The following is a 14,643-nucleotide window of genomic DNA, read 5'->3' as shown; positions in this document are numbered from 1 at the left end:
CTCGCATTCCCAGGCCGATCGGCACCAGGCGCCCGCAGTGTGGGAGTGCCGGGCCGCACCCGGCGTGGATCGCACGGGAACGGTGCGGGCGCGGCGGGCGGCCGGGGCCGGCCTCCCGGCGCGCCCGCGGCCCATGGGTGCGCCTCTTCGGCGGGCCTGCCGCGGGGCGCCGGCCGGCCCGCCGGTCAGGGGGCCGGGACGGTGCGGTGCAGCAGCACCGGGCCGCAGTCCGGCGCGCGGAGGTAGACGTCGACCCGGTCGGCCCTGCCCGGCACCCCGTACACCAGCAGCTCGGCCGGGTCACCGGCGTAGCTGCCGCGCTCGGAGGCCAGCAGCGGTCCGTCGGCGGGGGCCGGGCAGGCCGGGGCGCTACCGCCCTGGCCGAGGCCCGGTCCGCCGTCGGTGGGTGCCGGCGCGGACGGGGCGGAGGGCTTGCGGGTCGCGCCCGGGCCCAGCCCCGGTCCGCCGTCGGCCGGTGGCGCGGCGGACCCGGACGTCTCGGCCCGGCCGTCGGGGGTCGCGCCGGTACGGGCGAGCAGCTGCTGCACCTGGGCCGCGAGCCGGTCGTCCTGGTACGCGGTGCCGCCGGTCGAGAGCTGCGCCTTGGGGCCGGCCGAGGGAGCCGTCGCGGCGGCCCGGGCGGAGGCGGTGTCCGCCGTCTGCCGCTCGGCCGGCCGCAGCAGCAGCGAGCTGCCGAGGCCGACCGCGAGCAGCGCGGCCGCGGCGCCGAGCAGGACCGCGGCCCGTCGGCGGCGCGGGCGGTGGCGGCCCGGACCGGTGGCGGAGTTCGCCGTGGCCGGCCGCCGGGGCGGCCCGAGGGGGGCTGTGGCAGGGCGCGGGGCGGCGGCCGGGTCCATGGACCGGGAGGGGGCCCCGGTGCCCGTGTGGGGGCCGTCGGGAGCCGTGGTGGGGGGCGTCCCGGGGTCGGCCGGGTCGGCGTCGGCCGCCGCGGCCGCGAGGGCCGCGTCCAGCCGCGCCGCGATGTCGGCGGGCATCACCGGGGCCGGTGCCCCGGCCAGCAGGGTGGCGAGCCCGGCGAGCGCCTCGGCGGTCTCGCGGCAGTCGGCGCAGCCGGCCAGGTGCGTCCGCAGCGCCTCGGCGGCCGCGGGCTCGACCAGTTCCTCGGCGAGGTCGGCGAGCTCGTCGACGGAGGGGTGCGCTCCGACGGGGTCGGGGGAGGAGAGGGGGGCCGTCATCGCGTGCTCGCGTCTCCTTCCAGAACGGGCCGACCGGTGTCGGGGCCCGTTCCTCTGACGGTCCTGGCCCCGGACGGGTTCCCCGGGGGCGCGGCGCGGCCGCCCGGGGCGGTTCCCGACGGCCCGGCGCCGTCCGGGGAGGCTGCTCCCGACGGCCCTGTTTCACGTGAAACATCGGCTGCGGGTGGAGCATCGGCGCCGCGGCCCTCGCGCAGGTGCCGCACCAGGGGCAGCAGCCGGGCCCGGCCGCGGGCGCAGCGGCTCTTCACCGTGCCGACCGGCACGCCCAGCAGCTCGGCCGCCTCGGCGACCGGGTAGCCCTGCATGTCGACCAGGACCAGCGCGGCCCGCTGCTCGGGCGCCAGCTCGCCGAGCGCCGCCGCCACCTCCCGGTGCAGCTCGGCGCGGACCACCGGGGAGTCGGCCGGTTCGGCGGAGCCGACCATGGCGTCGAGGCGTTGCGGGTCGTCGTCGAGCGGCTTGGTGCGCCGCGCGGCGGTGCGCCGGGCGCGGTCCAGGCAGGCGTTGACGACGATCCGGTGCAGCCACGTGGTGACGGCCGAGCGGCCCTGGAAGGTGTGGGCGGCGCGGAAGGCGGAGACCAGCGCGTCCTGGAGGGCGTCGGCGGCCTCCTCGCGGTCGCCCAGGGTGCGCAGGGCGACCGCCCAGAGCCGGTCGCGGTGGCGGTCGACCAGCAGGCCGAAGGCGGCCCGGTCGCCGGCGACGTGCCGGGCGAGCAGCGCCGCGTCGTCGTCCGTCCGGTCGGCCCCGTCCGCCACTGCCACCCCTCGCCCGTTCCGTGTCCTGCCGCCCCGCCCCCGTCGGGCGGGGCGCGGCGTCCTGCCGTGCCCGCCCGGTCGGGCTCCGGTCAGCCGGAGACCTTGACCTCGGAGACGTAGGCCTTGTACTTGCCGTCCGTATCCTTCGGCAGGCTGGTCATCCAGAGCAAGAGGTAGCGGGTGGTGACCGGTTTCTCCAGGGCGTAGTCGAGCGTGGTGCCGCTCTGCTTGCCGACCGCCGTGAAGTCGCCCGGCTGCGCCCTGGCCGGGTCGCCGGCCGCCTGCGGGCCGGGGATCCGCAACTCCGCCGTGGTGCTGCCGACGAACTGCGCGCTGACCGAGCTGACGGCCTGCGGGGAACCGAGGTCGAGCAGCAGGCCGATGCCGTCCCGGAGGGCGGGCTTGGGGCCCAGCTGGTCGTTGTACCAGGAGCTGACCCAGGACGTGCCGGCGTCGCCGTCGAAGGCCTTGGCCGGGGAGTACTTGTTCTCGCCCGAGGGGCTGAACGCCTGGGCGTCCTTGATCTGGATCGGCACCGGCGGGTGCGGGGCGGTGTGCGCGGTCGGCGACGTCCCGGAGGGCGAGGGGTCGGCGGCGGCCACCGACGTCCCGGGGTTGCGCAGGTGGTCCACCAGCTGCCAGGAGGCGACGCCGATCGCGCCGAGGGCCACCGTCCAGGCCGTCACCTTGAGCGCCCGGCGCAGCCGGCGGCGGGTGCGCCGGACCGGGGCCTGACGGGCCGGGGCGGGCGCCGGTCCGGCGCCGGGGGCGGCCACCACCCGGGTCGGGTTGGGCGCGGTGGGCAGCGCGTGGGTGGTGTGCCGGGGCGGCGGGGCGAAGGCGGGAAGCTCCGGCTCGGGCGGGCGGATCCGCGGCATCAGCGCGATCGCCCTGGCCAGCTCCTCCGGGGTGGAGATCGGCTCCGCGTGGTGCGGCGGCTGGTCGAACAGGGCGCGCGCGGCCAGCTCGGACAGGCCCTTGTGGACGCCGGCCCGGACCTGGTCCGGCGGGACGTCGCGGAGGTCCTTCGGCAGGCCCTGGAGGTCGTAGCGGTCCTCCGGGAACGGCCAGCGGTGGGTGAGCGCGGCGAACAGCAGGGCGCCGATGGCCCGGGTGTCGGTGCGCTCGGCGTCCTCGTCGGCGCCCTCGGCGGGCAGACCGCGCAGGGCGGCGTCGACGGCGATGCCGTTGATCCGGTACTGGCCGCTGTCGGTGCGCAGCACGCAGCGCGGGGTGAGCCGCAGATGCGCCTGGCCGCGCCGGTGGGCGGCGGCCACCGCGTCGGTGACCTGGCGGACCATCTGGTAGGCCTCGTGCGGCTCCATCGGGCCGGTGACGAGCAGCTTGGCGAGGTCGGAGGCGTGCGGCAGCCACTCCCGCACGACGTAGACCAGCTCGCCCTCCTGGACGGCGTCCAGGACCTGGACGAAGCGCGGGTCGCCGAGCAGCGCGGCCGACTTGGCGGCCGCCAGCACCGCCCGGGCGCGCTGGTGACCGGAGGCCATCAGGTGGACGCCGACGGCCCGGCGCAGCTTCTCGTCGACCGCCCGCCAGCTGCTGAAGGTCTCGGTGTGGGAGATGCACTCCTCCAGCCGGTACCGGTGGCCGACCTTGTCGCCGCTGTGCCGCAGCGGGGCGGGCAGGGTCCGCGGGAGGGTGGCGGTGTCACGGGGGTCGTGGGTCGGCTGCGGGTCCTGCGGGGGGCGCCCGGAGGGCCGGCCGGCGGGCGCCGCGGCCGGCTTGGGCCCGGCCTCGCGGGCGGCGAGCTCGGCCCGGATCTCGTCGGCGGAGAGCGGCGCGGTGATCTCCGAGGTCTCCTCGCCGGCGGGGCGCGCGGGCTTCGCCCGGTCCTCGTCGGCGTCCTCGGCGTCCTCGCCGGACGTGGTGGACGGGGCCGTCTCGGCGAGCTCGTCGATCGCCGCGGCCAGTGCGGCTTCGTCCGCCGCCCCGTCAGCTGCTGACGTGTCGACGACCGCCTTGGTGCCATCAGCCACCGTGGTCCTGCCTCCCCTTGTGTCGCCCCGGCCTGAGAGAGTCGCTGGAGCGCTCGGGCCGAGGCCCTGTGCTCCAGGACAATTGTGCCCACTCTTCTCCACCGAGTACGACCGCTGAAAGGTACCCGCGGTTGCGTGCCGGTGGAGAGATGTGGTGCAGATCCGACACTGGGCCGCCGGCTCGGTCCCGGGCGATCCCGGACACCGACGGCGGCCCAGCACCCGCCCGTGGGGGCGGAGAGTCCGGTCCGTCCGGTTGACGCCCGGTCAGGGCGCCGCCCGGACGGACCGGTTGGTACGAAGGGTCAGCGACCCAGTCGGCCGCGCACCATGCCCAGCATGGCGTTCAGCTCCTCGATCCGCAGCTTCTTCGCGATCAGCACGAAGACGGCCAGCTGGACGCCGCCGGCCAGGACGATGGTCAGCACACTGCCGGTCCAGCCGTCGATGACCTGCTGGACCGCCAGGCTGACGCCCAGCCCGACCAGGGTGGCCGGCACACAGGCGGTGATCAGCCGGGTGTAGGTCTTGCCGATCCGCTTGGTGTCCAGGCCGCCGATCTTCTTCTTCAGCTTGGGCACCGCCACCGTCACTCCGACGGCGTACGCGAGACCGTACCCGAACGCCATGCCCGTCACGACCCACTCGGACGGCAGGACGATCCAGCAGACCAGGGAGAACACGGCCTGGCAGGCCGCCACCCAGACGGTGTTGGAGAACGGCGTCCGGGTGTCCTCGTACGCGTAGAAGCCGCGCAGCATCACGTACTGCGCCGAGTACGGGATCAGGCCCAGGGCGAAGGCGGAGAGCATCAGACCGACGTTGGTGGCGTTGTCCAGGGCGACGTCGTTGCCGCCCACCGCGTAGATCGCGCGGCCGATCGCCGGGCCGAGCGAGAGGAACAGGAACGCGGCCGGGACGACCGCCACGGCGGTGCTGCGCAGCCCGTGCGAGAGGTCGTCGCGCACCGCGCCGGCGTCCTCGTCGGCGGCGGCCCGGGAGAGCCGGGGGAGCACCGCGCTCATGATCGAGACGACGATGACGGCCTGCGGCAGCTGCCAGATCAGCAGGGCGTTGGAGAAGGCGACGAGACCCACACCGCCGTGGCCGCCCTTCGCGGCGGAGTCCCCGGCCGAGGTGGCGAGCTGGGTGATGACCAGGTAGCCGGCCTGGTTGGCCAGCACGAAGAAGAAGGTCCACTTGGCCAGCCGGGCGGCCTTGCCCAGGCCGTGGCCGCGCCAGTCGAAGCGCGGCCGGTAGTGGAAGCCGGCCGCCCGCAGGTACGGGACCATCGACAGCGCCTGGACGGCGAGGCCGACCAGGGTGCCGATCCCGAGCAGCCGGACGCCCTCGGGGGAGATCGTCTCCGGGCTGACCTGGGTGGTGCCGGCGCCGCCGTAGACCCAGAGGTAGGCGGAGAAGGTGAAGATCACCACGATGTTGTTCAGGACCGGGGTCCACATCATCGCGCCGAAGCGGCCGCGGGCGTTGAGGATCTGCCCCATCACCACGTGGACGCCCATGAAGAAGATGGTCGGCAGGCAGTACCGGGCCAGGGCCACCGTGGTGTCGGCGCTGGCGGCGTTGCCCATCAGCGGGTGCGCGATCAGCTGCACCAGCAGCGGAGCGCCCAGCACGGCCACGAAGGTCACCCCGGCCAGGCCCACCATCACCAGGGTGAGCAGCCGGTTCGCGTAGGCCGTGCCGCCGTCCGCGTCGTTCTTCATGCTGCGGACCAGCTGCGGCACGAAGACGGCGTTCAGGGCGCCGCCGCCGATCAGGATGTAGAGCAGGGTGGGCAGGGTGTTCGCCGCGTTGTAGGAGTCACCCATCACGCCCAGGCCGATCGCGGCGGCGATCACCATGGTGCGCAGGAAGCCGGTGCCGCGGGAGACGAGCGTGCCGGCCGCCATGATGGCGCTGGAGTTCAGCAGGCTCGACACCTTGCCGCCGCCGGTGGCGGGGGCGGGGGCCGGTGCGGCGGGCGCCTCCGCGGCCAGCTCCTCCAGCGGCTCCACCGCGGGCGGCAGCTGGACCGCCGCCACCTGCATGGTGGCCTCCTCCTCGGAGAGCGGCGGGTCGAACTCGATCGGCGGCACGAACGGGCGCTGCCCCTCCGGACCGTTGCGGTAGCCCTGCGGACCGGGGTGGCCCGGGTTCCCGTGGTACGCGCCGGCCGGGGGGAACGGCGCGGAGGACGGGAACGGCGCCGGTCCGACCGGCGGCTGGGCCGTCATCGGGGGAGCCGGCGGCTGCGGAGCCGGCGGCTGCTGGGCCGGCGGGCGGGCCGCGGCCTCGGCGGACCGGCCGCCGAACAGGTCGTCCACCCCCACGTACTCGGTGCTCTCGGAGTCCCAGGCCGAATGCGCCGGGCCGGGCTGCCACTGCTGCTGGTGCGGCTGCTCCTGGCCGCCCCACTGGCCGCCGACCGGGGCCGGCTGCTCCCAGTGGGGCGCGCCCTGCTGCCAGGCCGCCACCGGCTGCTCGGCCGCGCCCTGGTGGGCCGCGCCCTGCTGCACCGGGGTGTCCCAGCCGGGCTGCACCGGCGGGACGGGCGGGGCGAACGTCGCCGGGGGGACCGGCGTCGGGTAGCCGCCGTTCTGCGGCGGCAACTGCGGCGGCACGTCGTACGCGGCGACCGGCGGCTGCGGCTCGGCCGGCCGGGCGGCCCGCAGACCGTACGGGTCCTGGCCGTCCTGGGGACCCTGGTACGCGTCGGCCGCGTACGGGTCCTGGGCGTAGGTGTCGGCCACGTACCAGTCGCCGGACGGCGACTCGGCACCCGGCCGGCCCTCACCGCGGCCCGGCGGCCGCTCCTCGCTGCGCCCGGTCATGTCACCTCTTCGATGTCGTGGGGGAGGCCGCCCCGGAGAAAACGGGCGGGTATCGGCGGTGTCAAGGACCAACCTTCTCATCACTGGTGGTCCGATCCCGGCCATCTGCGGTGCTGCCGCGCGGTGTCTGCGCGGCTCCTCCACGCTCCGGCCCCTGCGGGCCGTCCCCGTCCGCCGCCGCGGGCTCCGTCCGGTCCGCCGCCCCCTCGGGCCGGGCCGGCCGGTCGGCCGCCCCGTCGCCGGCCGCCGGGGCGTCGTCGAGCGGCTGGTCGTCCAGCGGCGCGTCGCCGTACGGCTCGTCGCCGTCGTCCTCCGCCCGGCGCTTGCGCTGGCGGAAGAACCGCAGGGCCGCCAGCAGGAGCAGCACCAGACCGCCGCCGAAGACGTACAGCACCCCGTTGGTCACCGAGGTGACCTCCACGGTGAAGACCTGCGCCTCGCCGTACTTCTGCGGGTTCGGCCCGGTGGTCCAGAGCTGGGCGGTCACGGACACCGGCCCGTTGTTCTGGGCCTCGGCCGGGAACCGCAGGGTGACGCTCTGCGAAGCGGGCAGCACCAGCTCCTCGGCGGGCCGGATCTTGAGCCGGTTGGCCTGGCCCGGGAGCAGCACCAGCTTGAGGTTGGTGACCGGCTGGGTGAGGTCGTTGCGCACGCTGACCTGGAGCACCCCGGTGTCACCGGCGAAGGTGATGACGTTCTTCTTCGGGACGTACACCGCCTTGGTCAGCTCGCTGAGGTAGCCCGCCACGCCGTCCCGGTAGACGGAGCCCTCCGGTGCCTGCGCCCGCCACTCGGTCGACATCGAGCGGACCATCGCGGCGCTGAACGGGCCGCGCACCCGCTGGGGCAGGGTGAGCACGCGCATCAGGGTGTCCAGATCGCTCTGGATCCTGATGGTGTCGGTCAGCGCCGAGGACGGCAGCTCCGAGGCCCGGGCCTGCGACGGGTAGTCGGTGGCCGCCGGGACGGCGGTGTTGGCCTTCGGATCGGCCGCGGCCTGGGCGAGCGTGTCCAGCTTGACCGGGTCCACCCACCTGCCGGCCTGCGCCGCCAGCACGGCGGTGGCGAGCGCCTTGGCGGTGCCGGCGGTCAGGTCGCGCGGCGGCATCACCAGCAGACCGCGCGGGTTCTGCGGCTCCTGCCGGGAGATCACGAAGGTCTCGGCGAGGAAGCGCTGGACCGCCAGGATCTGCTCCTGCGGCGTGTTCAGGTCCCGGTCGAACAGCGCGGAGACGGTCTCGTCGGCCACCACCGCGTTCTGTCCGCCGCCGATCGGGCGCACGGCGGTCGGGGTGTACTTCAACGCGTCCGGCTCCGGCAGGCTCGCGCCGTTGACCAGCACCAGGGAGCTGCCGGTGCGCTGGGACATCGCCGCGATCTGCTGGTCCAGGTAGCCCTGGTAGGGCCAGGCCACGTCCGAGCGGGTGTCCACCGCCAGCCGGCCCTCGACGGTCAGCCGGCCCGCCGTGGCGGCCTTGCCGAGCGCGGCGTCCACCCCCGGGAGCTCGGCGGCGTTGTGCGCGATCGAGGCGAGGTCCGGATCGGCGTACGGCAGCGACACCACCTGGCTGCCCGCCTTCGCCACGGCGGCCCGCAGCTTCTCCAGCCAGGCCGTGGCGGCCGCCGAGCCGCTGCCCGCGACGGTGTTGTCCTCCTTCGCCGCCTTCTTCTCCGTGCCGGGCTTCTGCACCCGGTACTGCTTGGTCATCGCGAACGCGGTGTCCAGCAGGTCCGGGTCGACCACCCAGGTCAGGTTCGGCAGCGTGGCGCCGGTCTCCACCAGCTCGTAGAGCCGGCCGCCCGGCGCGAACTCCGCCGCCAGGCTGTCGTCGCGCAGCACCGGGATGCTCTGGTCGTTGTCGGACATCGTCTGCGCGGCCAGCACCGGGGCGTGGACCAGCGGCCAGACGGTGGTGAGCTTGGAGGGCTGCGCCTCGGCCGTGGACGGGGTGTAGGGCAGGAAGGTGCGGGCGATGCCCAGCGGGCGGTCGTGCTGGTTGTCGCCGGTCGAGCCCCAGACGTCCACGGCGAGCTCGTAGACGCCCTCACCGCCGGACAGCTGGAGGTCGGCCACCGCGACGCTCAGCGTGAACGGCTGGCTCTGGCCCGGGCCCAGCTCGTTCAGCGCGTACTGGGGGCTGTCCAGGTCGACGCCGTCCGCGCCGACCGGGTTGGTCCGCCCGGCGGTCACGGTCAGATCGCTGCGGGTGGTCAGCGGCCGGCCCTGCCAGGGCTTGCGCACCGCGGCGTGGGCCGACTTCAGCACCGACTGACCGGCGTTGGTGACCTGCCCGGTGATCGTCACGGTGCCGTTCTGGACGGCCACCGGCTTGTTCACGCCGTCGATGGTCATCACCACCGGGTACTCGGCGGAGACCGCCGTCCCGGCCGCCGGACGGCCGCCCCCGGCGGGCGACGCCCCGGTCGCTCCGGCCGGCACGGCCGGGAGCAGCGCCAGCGCGGCGCCGAGGACGGCCGCCAGCCGCCGGACGGCACGCGCCGGGCGGCGCCCCGGGCCCCGCCCGTCGGCGCCGCCTCCGGTGCGTTCGCAGGCCCGCCCAGGGTGTCCGTCCGCCTCCAGGCCCGAGTGCCGTGCCGGCTCGCCCACGCGCTTCGCCCTCGCCGTTCTCGATTGCTCGCTGCTTGATGCTGTACTGCTGCGGATGTCCCGCCGGCCGGAGAGGACCGGCCGTGGATCGGTAGATCGGTAGATCGGTAGATCGGTAGATCGGTGGATCGGTGGTGAGGAACGCGTCCGCCCGACGGTCCGGTCGGCCGTGCCGGCGCGCGGCACCGCGGCTCCTCGCCGGTGCCCGAGACTCGCTCCACCCGGCATGGTAACGATGCAGCGGGTGGTGCAGTGTTGCGGGCCTTGGGGTGAGCACCGGAAAACGCGCGGGCAGCGGGGCCGCCGGGCCACGTACCCTTGTGAGCCGTGTCCACTGCCAATGAGCCCACCGCCCACGAGTCCGGCGCCCATCATTCCAGCATCGCCACCCAGGCCGTTCCAGGGCTGAGCGAGGCGCAGACCCGGGGGCTGCAGGAACTGCTCCGGGTGTCCCCGGTCGCCGACGAGATCGCCCGCCGCTTCCAGGCCGCCGGGCACCGGCTCGCGCTGGTCGGCGGCTCGGTCCGGGACGCGCTGCTCGGCCGCCTCGGCAACGACCTGGACTTCACCACCGACGCCCGTCCGCACGAGGTCCTGAAGCTGGTGAAGGGCTGGGCGGACGCCGTCTGGGACGTCGGCATCGCCTTCGGCACCGTCGGCGCCCGCAAGGACACCCCGCAGGGCTCCTTCCTGATCGAGATCACCACGTACCGCTCCGAGGCGTACGACCGCACCTCGCGCAAGCCCGAGGTCACCTACGGCGACACCATCGAGCAGGACCTCGTCCGCCGTGACTTCACCGTCAACGCGATGGCCGTCGACCTGCCCGGCCGCGGCTTCGTCGACCCGCACCGCGGTCTGGACGACCTGGAGGCCCGGGTGCTGCGCACCCCCGCCACCCCGGAGGAGTCCTTCTCCGACGACCCGCTGCGGATGATGCGGGCCGCCCGCTTCGCCGCCCAGCTGGACTTCGAGCCGGCCCCCGAGGTGGTCGCCGCGATGACCGCGATGGCCGAGCGGATCACCATCGTCTCCGCCGAGCGGGTCCAGGCCGAGCTCAACAAGCTGCTGGTCGCCGCCCACCCGGTGAAGGGCCTGCGGCTGCTCGTCGACACCGGCCTGGCCGACCACGTGCTGCCCGAGCTGCCGGCGCTGAAGCTGGAGCGGGACGAGCACCACCGGCACAAGGACGTCTACGAGCACTCGCTGACCGTCCTGGAGCAGGCCATCGACCTGGAGCAGGACGGCCCCGACCTCACGCTGCGCCTCGCCGCGCTGCTGCACGACATCGGCAAGCCGCGGACCCGGCGCTTCGAGTCCGACGGCCGGGTCTCCTTCCACCACCACGAGGTGGTCGGCGCCAAGATGACCCGCAAGCGGATGCGTGAGCTCAAGTACTCCAAGGAGCTCACCGAGGACGTCTCGCGCCTGGTCGAGCTGCACCTGCGCTTCCACGGCTACGGCGGCGGCGAGTGGACCGACTCGGCGGTGCGCCGCTACGTCACCGACGCCGGGCCGCTGCTGGAGCGCCTGCACAAGCTGACCCGCTCCGACTGCACCACCCGCAACCGGAAGAAGGCGGCGGCGCTCTCCCGGACGTACGACGGGCTGGAGGAGCGGATCACCGAGCTGAAGGCCCAGGAGGAGCTGGACGCCGTCCGCCCCGCGCTGGACGGCAACCAGATCATGGAGCTGCTCGACCTCAAGCCGGGTCCGCAGGTCGGCAAGGCGTACAAGCACATGCTCGAACTGCGTCTGGAGCACGGCCCGCTGGAGCACGAGGAGGCGGTCGCCGCCCTCCGTGCCTGGTGGGCGGCCCAGCAGGGCTGAGCAGGGCGCGGCACGCCGGAGGGGTGGCCCGGGGACTCCCCGGACCACCCCTCCCGCGTCGTGGCGGTGGGCCGTCAGCCGTTGATCCCCTGGAGGCAGAGGACGTAGCTCAGCGCCGCGGTGGACGCCTCGCGGGTGTAGCTGCTGTCCGAGTTCGGCACGTTGTCGCACGCCTTGTCGTCGCTGGAGGCGAGGATCTTGCGCAGCACCTTGTACTGGGCCCGCGAGTCGGAGCAGGCGAGCATCGTGATCCGCGGGTTGGGGTCGTGGGTGGCACCCGTCCCGTTCTCGTTGCGCAGGCAGTCGCCGGCCTTGGCCCGGTCGATGTCGCTGGGCACCGAGGAGGCCCCGGCCGGGGAGGACGGCTTCGCCGCACCCGGCGTGGTGATCTCCGGGATCGGCGGCAGCGAGAAGGACGGCATCGGGGGCATGGACACCGTGGCCGGCGGCGGCAGCACGATCGGGTGGTACGGCGTGGCGCTGCGGTGGTTCGCCCCGAGCAGCGCGCCGGTGGTGATCAGGATGACGAACGACGTGATCGAGAGGATCGGCAGCAGCAGCATCAGCATGTGCGGCCGCTTGGTCAGCGGGACGCCCGGGTCGAGCTGCGGGCCGTGGGTGCCGGGGGCGGGCGGCGGCAGGTCCTTGATCTTGTTGTGCGCGGCCAGGTTCCGCAGCAGGGTGATCGGCGTGATGATCGAGGACAGGTAGCCCCACCAGCCCTGGACCAGGGTGCGGGCGGACATGTCGCGGACCACCGCGGTGCCGCAGGTGCGGCAGAACGGCCCCGGCTGCTTCAGGAACCGCATGACGATGATGATGCCCTGGTGCCCGCGGACGGTGGTCTCCACGGCGGGGAAGCCGCCGCAGAACCGGCAGACCGGTCCGCCCTGGGGCGCCTGCTGGGCGTACCCGGCCTGCTGCTGCGGGTAGCCGTAACCGGGCGGTGCGGGCTGGGCGGGCACGCCGTACCCGGGTGCGGCCGGCGGCGGCGCGGCGGGGTAGCCGTAGCCGGGCGGGGCCGGGGGCGGCGGCTGGGCGCCGTACGGATTGCCGGCCGCGTAGGGGTTGGCGTCGGCCGGCGGCGGGGCGCCGTACGGCATCTGGGGAGGTGGAACGGACAAAGGGGGTCCCCCGTGGAAGGTGAGCGGTGAGGAGAAGGGGTCAGGACTTCTTGACCGGCGGCACACCGGTGGTCAGCGGACCGAGGCAGAGCACGTAGCGCTTCTTGTTCCAGCGCCGCCCGCTCTTGCCCGAGACGGTGCTGGTCGTTCCGACGGTCTGCCTGCAGCGGCTGGTGTCGGTGCTGTCGAACGTGGCCAGCACCTTGTAATTGGCCTTGCTGTCGGTGCACTTGACGATGTCGACGCTGCGCGAGCCACTGGCCTTGACGCAGTCGCCGGCCTTGGCGCTGCTGACGCTCGGGCCGCTGACGAAGTAGCCGACGACCAGCGCGGCGCCGCCGACCACGGCGACGCCGGCCTTCAGCTTGGCCTTGGTCCCGGTCTTGCGCGCCGGCTCGGCGGGCGGTTGCCCGTACGGGGGCTGCTGCCCGTACGGCGGCTGCTGGCCGTACGGGGCCTGGCCGCCGGGCGGCGGACCGTACGGGGGTTGCCCGTACCCGGGGGCGGCCGGGGCGGGCGGCGGCGCGGCCGGGTAGCCGTAGGCCGGCGGCTGTCCGTAGCCGGCGGGCGCCGGCTGGGGCGGCCCGTACTGCGGAGGCGGAGCACCGTACGGCGGTCCGCCCTGGGGCGGAACGCCCGGCCCGGGGGCCTGCGGATAGCCGTACTGGGGCGGCGGCCCGTACGGACCGGGCGGTGTGCTCATCAGGTTCTCCCCCGAGACAGAGTGCTGTCGCTCCGACAGATCTGACGTACCTTAGCGACTCACCCGGACGGGGCAGGTTCCGAGGGTGCGCGGTCTCAGGACACCCGGTCGCCGGGGAGCGGTCCGGTCCGCCGGGCCGCCCGCAGGTAGAACACGGCGGCGAGCGCGTAGACCAGGGAGACTCCCACGACCACCCCGACCGAGCGGCCGGAGAGCGGCAGCACCAGCGCGGTCACCGCGGCGGCGGCCACGAAGGCGACGTTGAACAGCACGTCGTAGATGGCGAAGACGCGGCCGCGGTAGTCGTCCTCGACCGACTCCTGGACGACGGTGTCGGCGCAGATCTTGGTGCCCTGGGTGACCACGCCGAGCAGCAGCGCCGCGATCAGGCACGGCACCAGGGAGAAGCTCAGGCCGAGCGCGGGCACGAAGGCCACCGGAGCCGCCAGGCAGAGCGTCATCCAGCCGCCCAGCCCGAGCCGTCGGGTGCACCACGGGCTGATCACCGCGGCGAGGAAGAAGCCGGCGGCGGAGAGGCCGACCGCCTGGCCCAGGGTGACCAGCCCGGCGGCGCTGTCACTCGGGTCGTTGAAGGTGTAGCGCGCGAGCATCACCAGGACGACGATCAGCACGCCGTAGCAGAACCGGGCCGCGGTGACGGCGGCGAGCGCGTGCACCGCGGGCCGGCAGTCCCGGACCAGATGGGTGACGGCCGCGCCCAGGTCGCGGGCGGCCAGCACCAGCGCCCGGCCCAACGGCGGGCGGTCGGTGCGGTGCTCGGGCCCCAGCAGGTCCCGGTCCATCCGGCGGGCCGCCAGCGCGGCCGACAAGTAGAGCAGCGCGGCGACGGTGACCAGCGCCGCGTCGGCCCTCGGCCCGGGGGTCAGCACCTGGTGCAGCAGGAAGCCCAGGCCTCCGCCGGAGGCCGCGGCGACCGTGCCCAGGGTGGGGGAGAGCGCGTTGGCGGTCACCAGCTGGTCCTGCGGGACGACCCGGGGCAGCGCCGCGGACAGGCCCGCCAGGATGAACCGGTTGAGCGCGGTGACCAGCAGCGCGGAGGCGAAGAACAGCGCGGTCGGGGCCTCGGCCAGGAGCAGGCCGCCGGTGACCAGGCCGAGCCCGAACCGGGCCAGGTTGCCGTAGAACAGCACCTGACGGCGGCGCCAGCGGTCCAGCAGCACACCGGCGAACGGGCCGATCACGGAGAACGGCAGCAGCATCACGGCCAGCACCGAGGCGATGTCGGCGGGGGAGGACTGCTTCTCCGGGGAGAACACCACGTAGGCGGCGAGCGAGACCTGGAAGACGCCGTCGGAGAGCTGGGAGAGCACCCGGGCGGTCAGCAGTCGGCGGAAATCTCGCCCGCGGAGCAGGCCGAGGAGCGTGGCGCGGTGCGCGGTCTGGTCGGTGCTGCCGTTGTCCGTGATCGCCACCCGCCCAGACTGCCATGGAACCGGTCCGTGTTTCACGTGAAACATTCGCCGGAAAACGGTGAACGGGCCCACGGCGGACCGTGGACCCGTTCAGCGCGTGTCCTGTGCTCAGCGCCCGGAACCCGGGCGCCCGACGATCGGG

General features: G+C 74.8%; 9 protein-coding genes. 1 reads left to right on the top strand and 8 read right to left on the bottom strand.

The window, feature by feature from the left end:
- Positions 1-185: 185 nt before the first annotated feature.
- The 5 genes from ABT263_RS07480 to ABT263_RS07460 form a co-directional block, all read right to left on the bottom strand.
- A complete protein-coding gene (locus ABT263_RS07480) occupies positions 186-1,196 on the bottom strand; it encodes an RsmA family anti-sigma factor (protein ID WP_352288560.1) in 1,011 nt (336 codons plus the stop codon).
- A complete protein-coding gene (gene sigM, locus ABT263_RS07475; RefSeq protein WP_352288633.1) occupies positions 1,193-1,975 on the bottom strand; it encodes an RNA polymerase sigma factor SigM in 783 nt (260 codons plus the stop codon). Before sigM ends, ABT263_RS07480 begins: the two co-directional genes overlap by 4 nt.
- An 89-nt stretch (positions 1,976-2,064) precedes the next feature.
- Positions 2,065-3,969: a protein kinase family protein gene (locus ABT263_RS07470; RefSeq protein ID WP_352288557.1), complete on the bottom strand. Its 1,905-nt coding sequence runs from the start codon at positions 3,967-3,969 to the stop codon at positions 2,065-2,067.
- A 305-nt stretch (positions 3,970-4,274) separates the two neighbouring features.
- On the bottom strand, positions 4,275-6,803 hold the full coding sequence (gene murJ, locus ABT263_RS07465) for a murein biosynthesis integral membrane protein MurJ (protein ID WP_352288554.1): 2,529 nt from the start codon (positions 6,801-6,803) through the stop codon (positions 4,275-4,277).
- Between the two features lie 61 nt (positions 6,804-6,864).
- Positions 6,865-9,411, bottom strand: coding sequence for a DUF6049 family protein (locus ABT263_RS07460; RefSeq protein ID WP_352288551.1), 2,547 nt, complete (start codon positions 9,409-9,411; stop codon positions 6,865-6,867).
- A 381-nt stretch (positions 9,412-9,792) separates the two neighbouring features.
- Here ABT263_RS07460 and ABT263_RS07455 point away from each other — a divergent pair, with 381 nt between their 5' ends.
- Positions 9,793-11,241, top strand: a complete 1,449-nt coding sequence (locus tag ABT263_RS07455; RefSeq protein WP_380387651.1) for a CCA tRNA nucleotidyltransferase — start codon at positions 9,793-9,795, stop codon at positions 11,239-11,241.
- Positions 11,242-11,315: 74 nt separating this feature from the next.
- Here the strand turns inward: ABT263_RS07455 and ABT263_RS07450 are convergent, their stop codons facing one another.
- From ABT263_RS07450 to ABT263_RS07440, 3 genes are all read right to left on the bottom strand, one after another.
- Positions 11,316-12,344 (bottom strand): LppU/SCO3897 family protein, encoded by a 1,029-nt coding sequence (locus ABT263_RS07450; protein ID WP_352288549.1) that lies wholly within the window; start codon positions 12,342-12,344, stop codon positions 11,316-11,318.
- Between the two features lie 61 nt (positions 12,345-12,405).
- Complete coding sequence (locus ABT263_RS07445; protein ID WP_352288546.1) at positions 12,406-13,068, bottom strand: LppU/SCO3897 family protein; 663 nt, start codon at positions 13,066-13,068, stop codon at positions 12,406-12,408.
- A gap of 95 nt (positions 13,069-13,163) precedes the next feature.
- Entirely contained in the window at positions 13,164-14,501 is a 1,338-nt protein-coding gene (locus ABT263_RS07440; RefSeq protein WP_352288543.1) for an MFS transporter, read from the bottom strand.
- Positions 14,502-14,643 lie beyond the last annotated feature (142 nt).

It is taken from the genome of Kitasatospora sp. NPDC001603 (assembly GCF_040298365.1).
Taxonomy (GTDB): domain Bacteria; phylum Actinomycetota; class Actinomycetes; order Streptomycetales; family Streptomycetaceae; genus Kitasatospora.
This window is presented reverse-complemented; position numbering and strand designations above follow the sequence as displayed.

What these genes read in the sequence shown, in the direction of transcription:
- ABT263_RS07480 (WP_352288560.1), bottom strand. Translation starts at nt 1,196, where the DNA reads ATGACGGCCCCCCTCTCCTCCCCCGACCCCGTCGGAGCGCACCCCTCC.
- murJ (WP_352288554.1), bottom strand. Translation starts at nt 6,803, where the DNA reads ATGACCGGGCGCAGCGAGGAGCGGCCGCCGGGCCGCGGTGAGGGCCGG.
- ABT263_RS07450 (WP_352288549.1), bottom strand. Translation starts at nt 12,344, where the DNA reads ATGCCGTACGGCGCCCCGCCGCCGGCCGACGCCAACCCCTACGCGGCC.
- ABT263_RS07445 (WP_352288546.1), bottom strand. Translation starts at nt 13,068, where the DNA reads ATGAGCACACCGCCCGGTCCGTACGGGCCGCCGCCCCAGTACGGCTAT.